Origin of the sequence: Lentzea sp. NPDC102401 (assembly GCF_044765805.1) — a bacterium.
GTDB lineage: Bacteria > Actinomycetota > Actinomycetes > Mycobacteriales > Pseudonocardiaceae > Lentzea > Lentzea sokolovensis.
Map to the genome: position 1 here is coordinate 585,261 of NZ_JBIWKS010000003.1, position 17,266 is coordinate 602,526.

The window sequence follows — 17,266 nt, forward strand, 5'->3', positions numbered from 1 at the left end:
TGTGCCCCCAAGAAACGTCCGGCCCCCACGCCGGATCGGGGCAGACCTTACGTCAGCAGCACGTCCGTTGAACAGCACTGATCGGTTCCTGAGCGGCCTTCTCCACGTCCGCGAGCATCTGCCGCCGTTCGGCAGGCCCGAGGACCTTCCCCCTGGTCAGCACGGTGTGGATCCGTTGCGTGTTGCGGATGTCCTTGAGCGGGTCGCCGTCGAGCACGACCAGGTTCGCGGCCTCGCCGGGCTTCACCGTGCCGCCCCGCGTGCCGGCCCTGAGCGCCGCCTTCGGGGACAGGCCCGCCTCGACCAGCAGTTCCAGCTCGTCGTGCAGCGAGAAGCCGGGGAACGTGTACGGGTTGCCCGCGTCCGTGCCGGCCAGGACCTCGACGCCGTGGGCGTGCATCTCGGCGACCTGGTCCATGCGGCGCCGGAGGAACTCCGTCTGCTGCCTGATCTCCTGCTCGGTCACCGGCGCCCAGTTCTTCAGCCCGTCGCGCCAGAAGTCCCGGTAGAACGCGGGCATGTACTTCAGCCGCTGGTCGTTCGCGAACCGGTCGGCCGGGCTGGCGAGCACCCGCATCGTGACCATCGTCGGGACCAGTGCGGAGTTGTTGCGCTGCAATCGTTTCGCGAGTTGCGCGGCCTTGCTCCGGCTGTGCGACAGGGCTGCCTGCCGTTCGAACTCCAGCACCTGCCTGAACCACGCGAACGGGTTCGCCGGGTCGAGCGGCAGGTCCGCGATCGCCTGGCGCAGCTGGGTTTCCCGCGTGCTCGTGGCGAGCGGCAGGCCGTACATGTGCTCGAACGTGCGCTGCCCCAGGTCGCTCGCGTCGCCCAGTGCCACGTGGTTGGAGCAGTGCCCGGCGAACGTGATGGCCTGCTTCGAACACTCGTCCGCGATGGCCGCGAGCGTTGCGCGGTCGAGGAACGAGTAGACCTTCACGAAGTCCGCGCCCTGAGCTTTCGCGTCCCGCACGGCCTGGCGGCCCTCGTCGGGCGTGCTGACGATCAACGCGCCGGGCAGCGTCGAGTTCGGTCCGTCGATGATGGTGCTGCCGACGATCAGCCGAGGTCCGAGCACCTCGCCGCGCTCGATCCGCTCGCGCAGCTCGTAGATCGGCGGGAAGCCCCACATCTCGCGGATGCCCGTCACGCCGTTGGCCAGGCACAGCGGCAACGTGATCCGGTCCATGTACGCGCCGTGCACGTGCATGTCCCACAGGCCGGGGATGACGAACTTGCCGGCGAGGTCCAGCACCGTGGAGCCGCGCGGCAACGGCAGGTCGCACGAGCCGACGGCGAGAACCTCGTTGTCCGCCAGCACGATCGTCGCTTTGGATCGGACGCCGGACGAGTCGATGAGCGTGACGTCGCGCAACGCGGTGACGCCAACGGAGGCACTGGCCCGGCCAGGCAGCAGGCCCGCGCCCGCTGCCGCACCGAGTCCGGCCAGCCATCCCAGCACTTCACGTCGAGTGGTGTCGGTCATGCCGTTCAACCAACACCTTGACGTAACGGGAGACTCAAATCCCTTCGAGCACTTCCCGTGCCGCCGACGCCCAGAGCGGGCTGGTGCTCAGCTCGTCGAGCTCGGGCACCAGCGCCGCCCGTTGCCCGGGATCCAGCCTCTCGGCGACGTAGTCCAGCGCGGCCGACACCTGCCACGCGTCCCGGCTCCGCAAAGCCTGGCGCAGCAACGCGACTCGGTCCTCTGCCTGATGCATCACCTAGCGGGACATGGCCTTCAGCAGCGAGTACTGGGCGTCGTCGTGCCCGAGTTCCCACATGAACGTGCCGAGCAGACCACGTGCGCGAGCGAAGTCCGCGCGGATCCCGATCGACCGCGGGTTCTCGTACGACACGAACTTCTTCTCGGCCGCGTTGTACAGCCACGGCGACTGCGCGACCGGGTGCCAGTACTCCTTCCAGCCAGGAGTCGCTTTCAGCTTCAACGCCTCGTCGTAGCCGTCGACCCAGAACGCGCTGTCGTAGGCCTGGTAGAGGCCGTGCTGGGGACCTTCGGTCTTCACATTGAAGCCACGGCCGTAGAACGGCGTGCCGAGCACCATCTTGCGCGGCGAGACGCCGTGCCGCTGGTAGTAGTCGATGGCGCCGACGACGTTGTTCCACCTGCGGTCGGCGGCGGGCATCGGGTCGTTGGCGACCTCGCGGAAGCCCGCGTTGAACGTGGACACGGGCGAGAAACCGGTGCCCAGGTCGTAGGTCATGACGTTGACGAAGTCCATGATCTGCGACAGTTCGCGCAGCTCGAACGACTTCGCCACGTCGTACGGGCCGTCGGTCTGCAGCCGACCGGCGGGCAACGCGGCGGTGACGAGCTTGCGCGAGCCCAGCGCCTTGCGGAAGTCGCGGGTCAGCAGCGTCATGTTGCGCTTGTCCGCGGGACGGTCCGTGATCTCCGTGGGGCCGCCGTAGACCGGGAACTCCCAGTCGATGTCGATGCCGTCGAACGTGCCGTCGCGGAAGAACAAGTCCACACAGGACTGAACGAGCGTCCTGCGCGAGGCGGGAGTCAGCGCGGCGTCGGAGAACCCGCCCGCGCCCCAGCCGCCCAGCGAGATCAGCGCCTTGAGCGAAGGCTTGCGCTTCTTCAGGTCCCGGATGTCCGCGAAGTCCTTGGGCGCGGTCTCCGCCGGCATCACGCACTTGCCGTTCTCGATGAGGGAGAACGCGTAGAACAGGTGCGTGATCGGCGTGTTCGAGGGGATCGACGAGATCGGCTTCGAGCCGCTGTACCAGTTTCCGTAGTAGGCGCCCACGATCTTCCGGGGCGAGGCGTCGGCGACACCGATGCCAACTGAGACGGAAAGCGCGGCCAACGTGACCGCCACTCCCTTGCGGAACAACGACATCGCGCGCCTCCGGTGGTCCAGACCACTAGCAACCTAGGGCCGGTAACCGACCTGGTGCAACACCTTGTGGAGATAGGTCTCCAGTTCGTCAGGCGTGTTGTGTTCCGGGCGAGTCAGTGCGCGGTAGAAAAGCGCACCTCCGGCCATGTCCACGACGACGTCCATGTCGGTGCCGGGCGGAAAACCGGAACGCACCAGGTCCTTGAGCACCGCCCGGCGCGGCGCGATGAAGAGCTCCCAGTACCGCCGCATCAACCCGAAGTTGTCCGCGGACGCGCCGATGATCCGGCGCAGCAACTGGACCGCCTCGCCCGTCGACATCAGCGCGGCCCAGCCCTTGATGATCTCCTCCTGCGAGGAGACGGCCATCCGCGCGGGATCGAGCGCCGCGACGTCGCGCGGCAGCTCGATCACGCTGAACAGCAGCTCTTCCTTGGTGGCGAACCGGCGGTAGACCGTCGCGCGGGTGACGCCCGCGCGCTTGGCCACCTGCTCGATCGAGGTGCCGTCGAGGCCGCGTTCCAGGAACAGCTCGAAGGCGGCCGTCAGGATCGCGTTGTCAGCCTCGGGGTCGCGGGGACGCCCAGCACTTCGTTCAGCCACGCAGAAAGCCTCTCCGGGGAAGATGGACCGCGCCACGCCAGGTGCCCGTCGGGACGCACCAGCAGCGTGTCGCCGGCGCGTTCATGGTGCACGACGTCCCCGAGTCGTTCCCGCGCCACCTCCAGGCACGTCGCGGGCCCCGCCAGCACCCACCGGCCGACCCGCGCGAACGCCGGCACCCGCGGCCCGCCCACCGGCCCCGAGTAGCGGACGCCGAGCTGCGAGGCGAACCGGATGAGACCGCGCTGCACCGGCGGAAGGCCCAGCAGGGGGAACAGCAGGCCGCGCACCAGCCGCGTCGCGCGCCCGGAGCCCATCGAGATCCGCGTCGCCGGCGTGGTCGACCCGAGCACCTTCGCGGCGACCGGCCGCCGTTCGGCCTCGTAGGTGTCGAGCAACGACGCGGCGGCCCTGCCCCGCACCACCAGTGCGAGCTTCCAGGCGAGGTTCTCCGCGTCGCCGAGGCCGGTGTTCATGCCCTGCCCGCCCAACGGGCTGTGGATGTGCGCGGCGTCGCCCGCCAGCAGGACGTTGCCGCGCCGGTAGGCGGAAGCCAGCCGCCGGTGGATGCGGAACGTCGACTCCCAGTCCACGGTGCCGATCGGCCCCGGCGTCCACCGTCCGCCCTCCGGCGACATGACCCGCCAGAGATCGTCGCCGGGCAGCGGGAAGACCGCCGTCAGGTGCCCGTTCTCCAGGTAGACGTGCACCGACGACCGGTCGAGGTCCCAGTCGGCGTGCAGGTCGCGCAGCAGGAAGTTCTCCATCACCGCCTCGCCGTCGAACGAGATTCCCGCGATCTTGCGCACCGCCGAGTGCGCGCCGTCGCAGCCGACCAGCCAGTCGTCGCCGCGCACCGGAACCGAGGCGATCGGCGTGCCCCACTCGACGGCCACGCCCAGCTCGGCCAGCCGGTCCCGCAGTCGTTGTTCCACCCACGTCTGTGACGCGATCAACGCCCCCGCGTCGCGCATCGGTGTCAGGTCGAGCCGCTTGCGCCCGTTGATCCGCAGCGCTTCCATCCGGATCGCCTTCTCCGGCAGGTCGCCCAGCGCACCCAGCCTCGCCAGCACCTCTGCCCCGCGCGGCTGCACCCCCAGTGCCCGCGACGTCGTGGCCGGCCCGTCCGCCGCGTCCACGACCCGCACTTCCACTCCGTGCTTCCGGAGTCCGCACGCCAGCGCCAAGCCGGTCGGACCCGCCCCCGCAATGATGACCATATAAATACAGTACAGCTCTGTATTCAAACTGCGCCAGCGAAAAGCCCGCCTGCCGGAACAGACGGGCTTCGGTGCTGGTCAGCGCTCCACGCGGGGGATGACCTGCGTCGAGTCGTCCTGGAGCTGAGCCTGCATGACCTGGGTGATGTCGTCCGCCTCTTCCTGCACGAGCGACTTCTTCTCCCGGCGCGCCTTGATCACCTCGATGATGATCGGCACGACCGACAGGAGCACGATGGCGATCAGCGTGATCTCCAGGTTGTTCCTGATGAACGCGACCTGGCCGAGGAAGTAGCCCAGGATCGTCAGACCCGCGGCCCACGCCACGCCGCCGATCGCGGAGTACGTGAAGTACTTCTTCGGGTCCATCTTGCCGACACCGGCCATCGCCGTGATGAACGTGCGGACGATCGGCACGAACCGGGCGAGGACGATGGCGCGCGCGCCGTACTTGTCGAAGAACTCCTGCGTCTTGTCGACGTACTCCTTCTTGAAGATCTTCGACTCCGGCTTGCTGAACAGCGCCGGACCGGCCTTAACGCCGATGTAGTAGCCGGCGACGTTGCCGACGAACGCGCACACGGTCAGCAGCACGCAGACGAGCCAGAGCGGGGTGTCGATGGTGCCCGCCGCGACGAAGAGACCCGCCGTGAACAGCAGCGAGTCGCCGGGCAGGAAGAAACCGACGAGGAGCCCGCACTCCGCGAAGATGATGAGGCACAACCCGATGAGCATGTACGGGCCGAGCCCGTTCAGCAGAACGGTGGGGTCCAGCCAGTCAGGGCCCAATGCAATCGTCACGGCGACAACGGTACAGGTCAGCTCAGGGTGATCACTGCGGCCACCGTGCCCGCTGCCAGGCCCAACAGGAGCGCCAGGCCCAGCACCCACCACACCGACATAGGTGCGGGACGGTCGTCGTCAATTGGGACAGGTACGGCAAATCCGGCATTCGTGCTGGTCGCCTGCGCTCGCAACGCGTCGGTCACCAGTCGTTCCGGATCGTCCGCCATCCACCTATTCCTTGACCCACTCGCCCCTGACCATCACGTCCTGCGGCTTCAATTCTGCATCGAGGACGACGATGTCCGCAGCGAGTCCGGCTTCGAGCTTGCCCGTGTCGAGGCCGAGCAGCTCGGCGCCACGGGTCGAGGCGGCGTGCGTGGCCTCCACGAGCGACAGCCCGCACGAGTTGACGGCGTTGCGGAACGCCATGTCCATCGTGAGCGTGCTGCCGGCCAGAGAAGCGCCTCCTGCCAACGTTGGCACTCCGTCGACGACGCGCACTTCCAGGCCGCCGATGTCGTACACGCCGTCGCCCACGCTCGCCGCCGCGATGGCATCGGTGATGAGGACGGTGCGCTTGAGGCCCGCGTGTCGCGCGGCCAGGCGGACGGCGGTCGGGTGCAGGTGCACCAGGTCGCAGATGAGCTCGACGGTCACGCGTTCGTCGTCCAGCAGCGCGCCGATCGGGCCGGGCTCGCGGTGGTGCAGCGGGCGCATGCCGTTGAACAGGTGCGTCGCCACGGACGCGCCGGCGTCGACGGCGGGCCTGACCTGCGCCTCGGTCGCGTCGGTGTGGCCGATGGCGGCGATGACGTTGTTGTCCACGAGCTGACGCACGGCGTTGACGGCGCCCTCCAACTCGGGCGCGATGGTGACCATGCGGATGGTGCCCTTGCCCGCGTCGAGCAGCTTCGTCACCGCGGTCCGCTCCGGCGGGCACAGGATCGCCGGGTCGTGCGCGCCGCAGCGGGCGGCGGACAGGAACGGGCCTTCGAGGTGAACGCCCGCGACGACGCCCTCCTGCACGAGCTCGGCCAGCGCGGACACCTGGTCGGCCAGTTCCGGCACCGGGCGCGTGACCAGGGAGGCCAGCATCGTCGTGGTGCCGTGCTTGCGGTGCGCCGCGGCGGCCTTGCGGACCTTCTCCGGGTCGCTGCTGGTGAACGCGGCACCGCCACCGCCGTGGCAGTGGATGTCGACGAACCCCGGCACGATCGTGCAGCCACCGACGTCCTGGGTCGGGCCCTCGGGCGCGGCGCCCTCGCCGACCGCGGCGATCCTGCCGTCCCTGACGCTGACCCACCCGTTCTCGAGCACTCCGCCCGGCGTGACGACCCGACCCCCGGTCAGGATCACGTCGACAGGTCCACCCCACGTGCTCATCACGCCTCCAGCGTGTCGATGGCCAGCAGCGCCGCGCCGAGGAAGCCCGCCTCGTCGCCGAGCGCCGCGAGCCGAAGCTCCGGTCGGCGCTGGAAGGCGATCAGCCCGTCCAGCCGTTCCCTCAGTGGCTCCACCAGCAGGTCTCCTGCGAGTGCGAGCCCACCGCCGAGCACGACGGCCTCCGGACCGAGCAGCGTCGCCAGCACCAGGATCCCCCTGGCGAGCGCGTCCACGGCCTCGTGCCACACGGCGACTGCGTCCTGTTCCCCGTCTCTCACCCTGAGTGCGACCTCAGCGGCGCCGTTGACGGGGGTGCCGGTACGTGCGGTGTACCGGCGGGCGATCGCCGCGGAGGACGCCACTGTCTCCACGCAGCCGATCTGGCCACAGGCGCAGGGCACGCCGTGGCCGACGTTCACATGTCCGATCTCACCCGCGAAGCCCTCGCCGCTGTAGATCTTCCCGTCCAGCAGCAGCGCGCCGGCGATACCGGTGCCGATGGGCATGATCACCGCGTTGCGCAGGTCCCTGGCGGCGCCCATGCGGCATTCGGCCAGGCCCGCAGCGCGGACGTCGTGGCCGAACGCGACGGGCAGGCCCAGCCGTTCGGTGAGGACGGTGCTGAACGGGAACTGGCTCCACGGCAGGTTCGTCGTGTACACGCCGACGCCGTTGGCCTCGTCCACGATGCCCGGCGCCACGATCCCCACGGCGTCGATCTCGTGTTCGGAGGCGTTGCCGAGTTCGGCCACGAGCTCGGCGATGACGTCGAGGAGGGGCGCCAGCTCGCCGGGAGTCGCCCGGCGCGCGTGCTTCTGCGCCGCCACCGACTCCCGGGTCCCGGTGACCAGCGCCGCCTTGGTTTCGGTGCCACCGATGTCAACGGCGACCACGTGTCTGCGTGCCACGGGAACTGATCCTGCGGCATGGAAGGCCTATTGGTCTATACCAAGTACCGATTTGGGCGCGTGGTCTTACGAGTTGAAACCGCCCGCATCGGGCAAAACGGTCTCAACTGGGGATACGGTGAAGTTTGCTTACTGTCCCGGACGGGCCGGTCAGCCCGCCATGATCTTCTGCAGGGCGTCGAGCGCACGGGACGCCGTCGACTTCACGGTGCCCTTCGAGATGCCCGTGGCCTCGGCGATCTCCGCCTCGGACAGGTCGCCGTAGTAGCGCAGCACGAGCACCTCGCGCTGGCGCGGCGGCAGCTGCTGCAACGCCTTGACCACGGCCTGGTGCTCCGCGGTCAGCATCGCCAGCGACTCGGCGGAACGTGCGTTCGCCACGTGCGGCGGGATGTAGTCGCGGGCCGTCTTGCGCCGCCGCAGCACGCTGCGGGAGCCGTTGACCACGGCCGTGCGGAGGTAGCCGACGGCCGCCTGGGCGTCCCGCAGGCCCTTCCAGTTGCGGTGCAGACCGGCGAACGCCTCCTGCACCACGTCCTCGGCCGTCGACGGCTCGTCGACGAGCAGCAGCGCGAGCCTCACGAGGCGCATGCGGTGCTGCTTGTACAGGTCTTCGAGCGTGAGGGGCCCTGTGGGAGGTCCTGCGACGCCGTCCTTGATTCGCAGGTTGGTCAGGGTGTCCTGCACGGTGCGCGGGGTTTCTTCGCCAACCACAAGGTAGGACGGTACCGGTCACCGTCGCTACGGTGGACGCATGGCCCGCTTTGCAGTCGAATTGGTGTTCGGTCCCGACAGCGAGAAGCGCCTCGCGGTGCGCCCGGCACACCGCGAGTACATCGCCTCTCTCGCCGAGAAGGGCGTGGTCCTCGCCGCAGGTCCGTACGCGGACGACACCGGCGCGTTGATCATTTACGAGGCGGCGGACGAGGCCTCGCTGAAGGAGATCCTCTCCGCCGACCCCTACACGCCGGCGAACGTCATCACGAAGTGGGAGATCCGCGTCTGGAACGCCCTGCTCGGGTCGTGGCTCACCGACTAGCGGCCTGACCGCCCGGCCCGACCAGTCCAGAGGTGTCCGACTTGGCCATCTCGACGTCGGCCGCCGCCACTTCCTCGACCGCCTGGCGGTCCACGACCATCGGCGTGAACGCGCGGAAGTACTTCAGAGCGCCGACCCAGCCGGGGACGTGGACCGCCTTCGCCCGTTTCTCGATGCCCCTGACCACGGCTTTGCCGACGTTGCGGACCGGGTACTTCTTGCCGGCCACCCCCGGCATGCCCTTGCGCAACCTGCCGAAGACCGGGTGCTCGTCGGCGCTGTTGACCATGTCCGTGGAGATCCACGAGAAGTACGCGGTGCCGACGTCGACGCCCAGGTGCCTGACCTCGGCGCGGAGGCTGTCCGCAAACGCTTCGCAGCCCGCCTTGGCCGCCGAGTAGGCCGCGTTGCCGGGGATGTGGACGATCGCCGCGAGCGACGACACGACCAGGCAGTAGCCGCGGCTCTTGATCAGGTGCGGCAGCGCCGTGCGGACCGTGCGCCACACACCGAGCAGATTGACCTCGATGACCCGTTCGAACGCCTTGGGGTCCATCGAGCGCACGAAACCGGTGGCCGCGATGCCCGCGTTCGCCACCACGACGTCGATGCCGCCGAAGTGGGCGACGACCTCGTTCATGACGCGGTCGAGCACGTCCCAGTCCGTGACATCGGCTTCCCACGCCTTGCCGCCGGTCTGCCGCGCGACCTCTTCGAGCTGGGCCTTCTCCAGCCCTACGAGCGCGAGACGAGCTCCGCGCGCGGCCAGCTGCCTCGCCACCTCGGCGCCGATGCCCCTGGCCGCGCCGGTGATCAGTACCACCTTGCCCGTGACGTCCATGCTCGTCACGGTAACGCAACCTACTCCCGGTAAGCTACTGGCAAGTTAAATTGCGCTGAGGCGGTCCACCTCGGCCTGGGTGAGCTCCAGGGTCAGCACCGGCAGCAGGTCGCTGAGCTGCTCCAACGTGCGCGCGGACGCGATCGGCGCGGCCACCGTCGGCTGCTGGGCGAGCCACGCCAGGGCGACCGCCGCGACCGAGGTCTCGTGCGTTTCGGCCAGCTCGTCGAGCACCTCGAGGACCTGCAGACCGTGCTCGTCGAGGAACTTCGAGGCCGCGCCGGCCCGTGCGCTCTGGACCTCGACGCCCGGCCGGTACTTGCCGCTCAGAAAGCCCTTCGCGAGCGACGAGTACGTCAGGGTGGCGAGGCCGAGCCTCGCCACGGTGTCCTGGAGTTCTCCCTCGAACTTGTCGCGGCTGACCAGGCTGTACTCGGGCTGCAGCGCCACGAACTTCGCGAAGCCCTCGCGTTCCTGGATCTCCAGCGCCTTCGCCAGCCGTTCGGCGGAGAAGTTGGACGCGGCGACGTACCGGACCTTGCCGTCGCGGACGAGCTGGTCGTAGGCGGCCAGCGTCTCCTCCAACGGCGTGTTCTGGTCGTCCAGGTGGTTGTAGTAGAGGTCGATGTGGTCGACGCCGAGCCGCTTCAACGAGCGTTCGGCGGCCGTCAGCACGGTGTCGCGCTTCTGGTTGTTGAAACCGGCGAGCATGCCGACCTTCGTCGCCACCACGATCTGGTCGCGGTCACTTCGCCTCGCCAGCCACCTGCCAATGATCGTCTCCGACTCGCCGCCGGAGTTGCCCTCGCCCCAGGCCGAGTACACGTCGGCGGTGTCGACGAAGTTCCCGCCCGCCTCGGTGTAGGCGTCGAGCACTGCGAACGACTGGTCCTCGTCAGCGGTCCAGCCGAACACGTTGCCGCCCAGGCAGAGACGGGACACGGTCAGGTCGGTGGTGCTCAAGATCGGCATACTGCGAAAGGTAGTACGCCGCGACGATTGGGGTTCGCATGCTGGGAACGTTCGGAGTCTGGGGTTCGCACTACGAGTGGGCCGGGAAGCTCGGCGAGATCGCGGAGCTCGAAGCACTCGGCTACGGCACCTTCTGGATCGGCGGCTCGCCGGACGTCGCGCTGGTCGGGCAGGCGCTCGACGCCACGAAGTCGATCACCATCGCCACCGGCGTCGTCAACGTCTGGCAGAGCGAGCCGGAGGCCGTGGCCGCCGAGTTCCACCGGCTCGCGAGCGACAGGTTCCTGCTCGGCGTGGGCGTGGGTCACCCGCAGCTCGACCAGGCCTACGAGAAGCCCTACGACAAGCTCGTGTCCTACCTGGACCGGCTCGACGTGCCCGCCGACCGGCTGGTGCTCGCCGCGCTCGGGCCGAAGGTGCTGAAGCTCGCCGCCGACCGGACCGCGGGCGCCCACCCGTACCTCGTGCCGGTCGAGCACACGGCCGAAGCCCGCAAGGTGCTCGGCGACAAGCTCCTCGCTCCCGAGGTGACCGTGGTCGTCGAGGAGGACGCGGAAGTCGCGCGTGCCATCGCGCGCGAGAAGCTCTCGTTCTACTTCTCGCTCACCAACTACACGAACAACTGGCAGCGCTACGGGTTCACCGAGGAGGACGTCCAGGGGTCGGACCGCCTCATCGACGCGTTGGTCGCGCACGGCAGCCCGGACCAGGTGGCCGCGAAGCTGCGTGCGCACGTCGACGCGGGGGCCGACCACGTGGCCGTCCAGTCGCTGAACGGCCACTACGCGGAACTGGCCGACGCCCTCGGACTCAGGCGCTGATCTCGACGCCCTTCCAGAACGCCACGTGGCCCTTGATCTGCTTCGCCGCGTCCTTCGGCTCGGCGTAGTACCAGGCCGCGTTGGTGTTCTCGGCGCCGTCCACCTGCAGCGAGTAGTAGTTCGCGTCGCCCTTCCACGGGCAGTGCGAGGTGTGGTCGGTCGGTTTCAAAACGGCCGGATCGATGGACTCCAGCGGGAAGTAGTGGTTGCCTTCGACCACGACGGTGTCGTCGCTCGAAGCGATGATCTTGCCGTTCCACTGAGCAGTTGCCATGTCATCCACTATCCCCCTACCGGCGGGTAGTGCAGACCGGCAGGTCAGCTGGTACTTGATCGATCACTCTGTGAGGACGGCCACCGAGTCGGCCCCGTGACACGGCCTCGTAGGATGCGGACCGACACCCGTTCAGGGCGCCTGAGGAGGACCACCGATGCCCATCGCAACTCCCGAGGTCTACGCGGAGATGCTGGACCGGGCCAAGGCGAACGAGTTCGCCTACCCCGCCATCAACGTCACGTCGTCGGAGACGCTCAACGCGGCTCTGCGCGGCTTCGCCGAGGCTGAGAGCGACGGCATCATCCAGGTCTCGACCGGCGGTGCCGAGTTCGCCTCGGGCACCAAGGTCAAGGACATGGTGACCGGCGCCGTGGCGCTCGCGGAGTTCGCGCACGTCGTCGCGGCCAAGTACCCCGTGAACATCGCGCTGCACACCGACCACTGCCCGAAGGACAAGCTCGACGGGTACGTGCGTCCGCTGATCGCCATCAGCCAGGAGCGCGTCGACAAGGGCGGCAACCCGCTCTTCCAGTCGCACATGTGGGACGGCTCGGCCGTCGCGCTGGACGAGAACCTCCAGATCGCTTCGGAGCTGCTCGACCTGGCCGCCAAGGCGAAGATCGTCCTCGAGATCGAGGTCGGCGTCGTCGGTGGCGAGGAGGACGGCGTCGACAACGAGATCAACGACAAGCTCTACACGACCGCCGAGGACTACCTGAAGACGCTCGAGGCGCTCGGCGCCGGCGAGAAGGGTCGCTACCTGCTCGCCGCGACCTTCGGCAACGTGCACGGCGTCTACAAGCCGGGCAACGTCAAGCTGCGTCCGGAGATCCTCAAGCAGGGCCAGGACGTCGTGGCGGAGAAGCTGGGTCTCCCGGCCGGCTCCAAGCCGTTCGACCTGGTCTTCCACGGCGGCTCCGGCTCGCTGCTGGAGGAGATCCACGAGGCCGTGTCGTACGGCGTCATCAAGATGAACATCGACACGGACACGCAGTACGCCTTCACCCGTCCGATCGCGGCGCACATGTTCGCGAACTACGACGGTGTGCTGAAGATCGACGGCGAGGTCGGCAACAAGAAGGTCTACGACCCGCGCAGCTACCTCAAGGCCGCCGAGACGGCCATGGGCGCGCGCATCGCGCAGGCCTGTGAGCACCTCAAGTCGTCGGGCCGCATGATCGCGGGCTGACATCTGGCTGGTGAGAAGGGCCCCCGGTGTTCGGGGGCCCTTCTTGCTTTCAGCGGAACGCTTCGACGTGGCGCTCGGTCCAGTCGGCGAACGTGCGCGGGGCGCGGCCGAGGACCTTCTCGATGTCCAGGCTCACCGCCACCTCGTCCGGGGTGGGCGATCCCAGGATGTCCAGGGTGTCGTCGGCGAGTTCGCCCGGCATCAGCTGCTCCAGGCCCGCCTTGGCCTCGGCGCGGGTGAGCTCGTGGAACCGCACGGGTTCGCCCAGCGCGGCCGCGATCGCCTCCGCCTGCTGCCGCGGCGTGATCACCTCCGGGCCGGTGAGCTCCAGGACGCCGTTCCTGTCGCTGAGCAGGGCGGCGGCCGCGACCTCGGCGATGTCGGCCGGGTCGATGATCGGCAGGCCGGTGTCCCCGAACGGCGCCGCGACGGTCCGCTGTGAACGCACGGCCTCTGCCCACCACAGCGCGTTGGAGGCGAACCCGCCCGGCCGCAGGACCGCCCAGTCGAGGCCGGACCCGCGCACCACGTCCTCCAGCCCGCGCAGTTCGATCCGCGTCGTGCCGAACGGCCTGGTCCGCACGCCCAGCGACGACAGCAGCACCACCCGCCTCACGCCGTGCGCGGCGGCCCGCTCGACCAGTTCGGCGGGCCTGGCACCGACGGCGTGCAGGTCGCCGGACAGCAGCAGGAACAACGCCTTGGCGCCGCTCAGGTCGAGGCTCGCCGGATCGGAGAGGTCCGCCACCTGGTGCCGCACGCCGTCCGGCACCTCCGTCGCGTGCCGCGACACGGCCACCACCTGCTCGCCCGCCTCGGCGAGCGCCTTCGTGAGCGGTCGTCCTATGTTTCCGGTCGCCCCAGTCACCACGATCATGTCCAGCTCCTTCGTCGTTGTGCGGACGACGCTAGGAACCGGGCTTACATTTCGTAAGGACGTACCTGAAGGTAAGCTCCGGACATGGCGGTCGGAACTCAGTTCACGCGGTCCGAGTCGACGGAGCGGTATGAGGTGTTTCACACCAACTGCCCCGCGCGGGAGATGGTCGACCACGTCACCAGCAGGTGGGGAATCTGGGTGCTGATCTCCCTGCAGACCAACGACCTGAGGTTCTTCGAGCTGCGCGAGAGCATCCGCGGCATCAGCGAGAAGATGCTGTCCCAGACCCTGCGCGGCCTCGTCGAGGACGGCCTGATCTGGCGGAAGGTCGAGCCGACGACCCCGCCCCAGGTCACCTACGGGTTGACCGAGTTCGGGCGGGACGTCGGCGAGCCTCTCGCCGAGCTGTTCGGCCGGATCACCAGCCGGTTGTCGGCCGAGCTTCCTAGCTGAGCTTCAGCCTCGAGGCGATCAGCTGTGTCTCCGGTCGATGGATCACCATGTCCCCGACCGTCCACAGCACCGCCAGCAGCACGGCCGTGACCGCCGCCGACGAGAACGAGATCGGCGGCCCCCACAGGTACTCCTGCTGGAACCAGATGCCGACGTACCCGACCGTCGTGACGGCCGCCGACCCGAGCACCGCCGCGGCCGGCGTCGGCATCTTGATCACGTGTGCCGCGTCGATCGCGAGCCCCACCAGGATCAGGAACAACGGCACCGCGGACTTCGGGAAGTCGATCCCGGCGAGCAACGGCCAGATCAGGCACCGGTACGCGACGTAACCGCCGGCGACCACCGTGGCCGCCCAGGGCCTGTCGATGGTGCGCCGGGCGATGACCAGCACGATCGCCGCCGCGACCAGCCCCCACACCGGGTAGACCCAGTCCGCGATGGGCAGCGCGAAGTGCACGACCGCCTCACGGCCGACCGGCACGCCCAGCTGGTCCGCGGCGAACTGCAGCAGGATCGGCTCGGCCTCGGCCTTGCCGCTGTCCCAGGCCTGCAACGCGCGCACGCCGTACTCCTGGTGCTGGTTGGGGAACCAGACGTTCTCCAGGAAGAAGAACCACAGCGCGACGAGCCCGAACGTCCTCGCGTTGCCTGCGGGGAAGTACTTCATCCACCCGCGGATCGCGCCGGCCAGCATCACCGCCGTGCCCAGGTAGAGCAGCGCGTGCGACCCGCTCCAGCTCGTGATGTCGAGCCCGTTGATCCGGTGGTTGATGATGTCGATCGGCAGGGCGATGAGGAAGATCCCGCTGCCGACCTGCATCAACCGGATGGTCAGCTTGTCGCCGCCATAGCCGGTGAACGTGTGGAACAACGTCAGCCCGACCACGATGACCGTGCCGACCGTGTTGATCAGGTGCGGTGGCGCGAGGTCGTCGCGCAACCACTTGAAGTGCCACGAGACGTCCCACGACGACCCGATCAACTTCAGCAGAAGACCGACGAGCCACAGCCGGTAGAGCTGCTTCGTGAGCGCCGCCGGTGTCTCCCTGCCGGGCGCGCCCCGCTCCCAGTACAGCTCCCGGAACTGCCTAACCCCCTGGATCATCCGAACATCATGAGCGCAGCTCGGGTGTCCAGGTAGGGCGAACGGCCCTGGTTTTACCCTGATGTTTCCAATTCGTGTGCACGATGGAGTGAACGAAGTTGAAGTTCGGTGGGCCGGCTCGGCAAGGTGCACGGCCATGAGCTCTGACGCTTACGACGACAGGTACAAGGCGAGCACGAAGCAGCGGATCATCGCCGGGGTGCTCGTCACCGTGCTGATGCTGGCCGTGGTGGCCGCCGTGCTGAGGATGTTCCTCTAGCTGGCACGATGGGCCGCATGGTTGAGAACCTCCTCGGGCCCGAGCCGACTCGTCTTCCCGAACGCCCTGAGGCGCAGGCTGCCGCTGACGGCGGTACCGATCCCGGCAAGATCGTTCGGGCTTATCCGGACTTCTCCGAGGCTTGGGCTTTGCTGGCCGAGCGGGCGCTGCACGCGGGTGACCCCGTCGCCGCCTACGCCTACGCCCGTACCGGGTACCACCGCGGGCTCGACCAGTTGCGGCGCTCCGGCTGGAAGGGCTTCGGTCCCGTGCCGTGGAGCCACCGGCCGAACCAGGGCTTCCTGAGGGCGCTCGCCGCGCTGGCGCTGGCCGCCCGCGAGATCGGTGAGGACGAGGAGTGGGACCGCTGCTCGAAGTTCCTCGCGGACTCGGACCCGGAGGCTCCGGCCGCGCTGGGTCTGGCCTGATCTGACGTGGGTGCCGTCCGGGACGCGGTGGGACGTGGGTTCTCGCGGTGGCGCGGGGCCGCGCTGCCGATCGTCCAAAGTGCCCTGTCCGCAGGCCTCGCCTGGACGGTGGCGACCCTCGTCATCGGGCATGAGCACCCGTTCTTCGCGCCGATCGCCGCTGTCGTGTCCCTTGGTGTGTCGCTGGGGCAGCGGCTGCGGCGGGTCGGTGAGCTCGTCGTCGGTGTTTCGGTCGGTGTCGGGGTCGGCGACGCGCTGATCAGCTGGATCGGCAGCGGGCCCTGGCAGATCGCGCTCGTCGTCGGGCTGGCGATGTCCGCCGCCGTGTTGCTGGACGGCGGGTCGGTCATCGCGTTGCAGGCTGGTAGCAGCGCTGTGCTTGTGGCCACGTTGCTGCCGCCCAGTGCCGGTGGCGGGTTCGATCGGATGATCGACGCGTTGACCGGTGGGCTGGTCGGGCTGGCTGTGGCGGCGCTCATTCCGGCCAATCCGGTCACGGTGGCTCAGCGGCAGTTGAAGGCGCTCACGAACACGTTGAGCTTGGCGTTGCGGACTCTGGCGGAAGCCCTGATGGAGAAGGACTCGGTCAAGGCCGCCGGGGTGCTTGCCGAGTTGCGGACCAGTCAGACGACCATCGACGACTACAAGTCCGCGTTGCAGACCGGGAGTGAGATCGCGAAGATCGCGCCGATCAGGTGGCGGTCCAAGGACGAGCTCAAGCGCTATCAGACGGCGGCTGGGCCCGTGGACTACGCGATTCGGAACACTCGCGTGCTGGCGCGGCGGGCGATGGCGGCGTTGAAGGCCGACGAACCCATTCCGGACGGGGTGCCGGATGTCCTCAAGGACTACGCGGACGCCGTGGACTGTCTGAAAGGTGAGCTGGAGAAGGGTGCCGAGCCCAAGCTGACCAGGGAGGCCGTGCGGGACGCCGCGCGGCATCTCACCGCGCGGCGTCTCGGTGGGGACGGGTTCTCGTCCAAGGTCGTGCTGGCGCAGATCCGCAGTGTCGCGGTGGACCTGCTGCAGGCGACCGGGCTGAACCGGAGTGAGGCGATGGAGGCGTTGCCGCCCCTCAGCCCTCCGGCCGGTTCAGCAGACCCAGCAGAAGAGAGTGCACCTGTTCGTGATCCCGGGGATCTGCCAGAACGCACGACGCGCCCGTGATCGCATACCACTCTTCCGCGCCCTCGTAGCGGACCAGTGCGCGGAACTTTCCGTCGTCGGAG

The 17,266-nt window shown here is 68.7% G+C and carries 22 protein-coding genes; 7 read left to right on the plus strand and 15 right to left on the minus strand.

Features of this window, described 5'->3' with window-relative positions; all coding sequences use genetic code 11:
* Positions 1-52 precede the first annotated feature (52 nt).
* From ACIRG5_RS13515 to ACIRG5_RS13560, 10 genes are all read right to left on the minus strand, one after another.
* Complete coding sequence (locus ACIRG5_RS13515; protein WP_402904453.1) at positions 53-1,486, minus strand: amidohydrolase family protein; 1,434 nt, start codon at positions 1,484-1,486, stop codon at positions 53-55.
* Between the two features lie 34 nt (positions 1,487-1,520).
* Entirely contained in the window at positions 1,521-1,721 is a 201-nt protein-coding gene (locus ACIRG5_RS13520) for a hypothetical protein (protein ID WP_402904455.1), read from the minus strand.
* Positions 1,722-1,724: 3 nt separating this feature from the next.
* Complete coding sequence (locus ACIRG5_RS13525; RefSeq protein ID WP_402904457.1) at positions 1,725-2,870, minus strand: glycoside hydrolase family 18 protein; 1,146 nt, start codon at positions 2,868-2,870, stop codon at positions 1,725-1,727.
* A gap of 33 nt (positions 2,871-2,903) precedes the next feature.
* Positions 2,904-3,473, minus strand: a complete 570-nt coding sequence (locus ACIRG5_RS13530; RefSeq protein ID WP_402904459.1) for a TetR/AcrR family transcriptional regulator — start codon at positions 3,471-3,473, stop codon at positions 2,904-2,906.
* Positions 3,416-4,693 (minus strand): FAD-dependent monooxygenase, encoded by a 1,278-nt coding sequence (locus ACIRG5_RS13535; protein ID WP_402904460.1) that lies wholly within the window; start codon positions 4,691-4,693, stop codon positions 3,416-3,418. Before ACIRG5_RS13535 ends, ACIRG5_RS13530 begins: the two co-directional genes overlap by 58 nt.
* 78 nt (positions 4,694-4,771) lie before the next feature.
* Positions 4,772-5,488 carry a DedA family protein gene (locus ACIRG5_RS13540; RefSeq protein ID WP_402904921.1) on the minus strand — a complete coding sequence of 239 codons (717 nt, stop codon included), beginning with the start codon at positions 5,486-5,488 and terminating at the stop codon, positions 4,772-4,774.
* 23 nt (positions 5,489-5,511) lie between these two features.
* Positions 5,512-5,706, minus strand: coding sequence for a hypothetical protein (locus ACIRG5_RS13545; RefSeq protein WP_319976567.1), 195 nt, complete (start codon positions 5,704-5,706; stop codon positions 5,512-5,514).
* Positions 5,707-5,710: 4 nt separating this feature from the next.
* Positions 5,711-6,862 carry an N-acetylglucosamine-6-phosphate deacetylase gene (nagA, locus tag ACIRG5_RS13550; protein WP_402904462.1) on the minus strand — a complete coding sequence of 384 codons (1,152 nt, stop codon included), beginning with the start codon at positions 6,860-6,862 and terminating at the stop codon, positions 5,711-5,713.
* A complete protein-coding gene (locus ACIRG5_RS13555; protein WP_402904464.1) occupies positions 6,862-7,770 on the minus strand; it encodes an ROK family protein in 909 nt (302 codons plus the stop codon). The genes nagA and ACIRG5_RS13555 overlap by 1 nt, the downstream gene beginning before the upstream one ends.
* 150 nt (positions 7,771-7,920) lie before the next feature.
* Entirely contained in the window at positions 7,921-8,484 is a 564-nt protein-coding gene (locus tag ACIRG5_RS13560) for a SigE family RNA polymerase sigma factor (protein ID WP_093595593.1), read from the minus strand.
* Positions 8,485-8,524: 40 nt separating this feature from the next.
* On the opposite strand from ACIRG5_RS13560, the gene ACIRG5_RS13565 reads away from it, so the two are divergent.
* The gene (locus ACIRG5_RS13565) at positions 8,525-8,809 is read left to right on the plus strand and encodes a YciI family protein (RefSeq protein WP_319976570.1); all 285 of its coding nucleotides are present in this window, start codon (positions 8,525-8,527) and stop codon (positions 8,807-8,809) included.
* Here the strand turns inward: ACIRG5_RS13565 and ACIRG5_RS13570 are convergent.
* Entirely contained in the window at positions 8,799-9,650 is an 852-nt protein-coding gene (locus ACIRG5_RS13570) for an SDR family oxidoreductase (RefSeq protein ID WP_402904466.1), read from the minus strand. The two genes, ACIRG5_RS13565 and ACIRG5_RS13570, sit on opposite strands and share 11 nt — an antisense overlap.
* Before the next feature lie 45 nt (positions 9,651-9,695).
* Positions 9,696-10,622 carry an aldo/keto reductase gene (locus ACIRG5_RS13575; RefSeq protein ID WP_402904468.1) on the minus strand — a complete coding sequence of 309 codons (927 nt, stop codon included), beginning with the start codon at positions 10,620-10,622 and terminating at the stop codon, positions 9,696-9,698.
* Positions 10,623-10,660: 38 nt separating this feature from the next.
* On the opposite strand from ACIRG5_RS13575, the gene ACIRG5_RS13580 reads away from it, so the two are divergent.
* Entirely contained in the window at positions 10,661-11,443 is a 783-nt protein-coding gene (locus ACIRG5_RS13580) for an LLM class F420-dependent oxidoreductase (RefSeq protein ID WP_402904470.1), read from the plus strand.
* Here ACIRG5_RS13580 and ACIRG5_RS13585 read toward each other — a convergent pair.
* Positions 11,433-11,717 (minus strand): DUF427 domain-containing protein, encoded by a 285-nt coding sequence (locus ACIRG5_RS13585; protein ID WP_402904472.1) that lies wholly within the window; start codon positions 11,715-11,717, stop codon positions 11,433-11,435. The genes ACIRG5_RS13580 and ACIRG5_RS13585 overlap by 11 nt on opposite strands.
* 157 nt (positions 11,718-11,874) lie before the next feature.
* Here ACIRG5_RS13585 and fbaA point away from each other — a divergent pair, with 157 nt between their 5' ends.
* Positions 11,875-12,909 (plus strand): class II fructose-bisphosphate aldolase, encoded by a 1,035-nt coding sequence (gene fbaA / locus ACIRG5_RS13590; protein WP_402904474.1) that lies wholly within the window; start codon positions 11,875-11,877, stop codon positions 12,907-12,909.
* Positions 12,910-12,958: 49 nt separating this feature from the next.
* Here fbaA and ACIRG5_RS13595 read toward each other — a convergent pair whose 3' ends face one another.
* Entirely contained in the window at positions 12,959-13,786 is an 828-nt protein-coding gene (locus ACIRG5_RS13595; protein WP_402904476.1) for an SDR family oxidoreductase, read from the minus strand.
* An 84-nt stretch (positions 13,787-13,870) separates the two neighbouring features.
* Between ACIRG5_RS13595 and ACIRG5_RS13600 the strand changes: the two genes are divergently transcribed.
* Entirely contained in the window at positions 13,871-14,242 is a 372-nt protein-coding gene (locus tag ACIRG5_RS13600) for a winged helix-turn-helix transcriptional regulator (protein WP_402904478.1), read from the plus strand.
* Here the strand turns inward: ACIRG5_RS13600 and ACIRG5_RS13605 are convergent.
* A complete protein-coding gene (locus tag ACIRG5_RS13605) occupies positions 14,235-15,350 on the minus strand; it encodes a hypothetical protein (RefSeq protein WP_402904480.1) in 1,116 nt (371 codons plus the stop codon). The genes ACIRG5_RS13600 and ACIRG5_RS13605 overlap by 8 nt on opposite strands.
* Before the next feature lie 136 nt (positions 15,351-15,486).
* Here ACIRG5_RS13605 and ACIRG5_RS13610 point away from each other — a divergent pair, with 136 nt between their 5' ends.
* From ACIRG5_RS13610 to ACIRG5_RS13620, 3 genes are read left to right on the plus strand one after another with little or no spacing between them, the layout of a single operon-like run.
* A complete protein-coding gene (locus ACIRG5_RS13610; protein WP_402904482.1) occupies positions 15,487-15,609 on the plus strand; it encodes a hypothetical protein in 123 nt (40 codons plus the stop codon).
* 17 nt (positions 15,610-15,626) lie between these two features.
* The gene (locus tag ACIRG5_RS13615; protein ID WP_090066168.1) at positions 15,627-16,037 is read left to right on the plus strand and encodes a DUF3151 domain-containing protein; all 411 of its coding nucleotides are present in this window, start codon (positions 15,627-15,629) and stop codon (positions 16,035-16,037) included.
* A 6-nt stretch (positions 16,038-16,043) separates the two neighbouring features.
* Entirely contained in the window at positions 16,044-17,204 is a 1,161-nt protein-coding gene (locus tag ACIRG5_RS13620) for an aromatic acid exporter family protein (protein ID WP_402904483.1), read from the plus strand.
* Positions 17,205-17,266 lie beyond the last annotated feature (62 nt).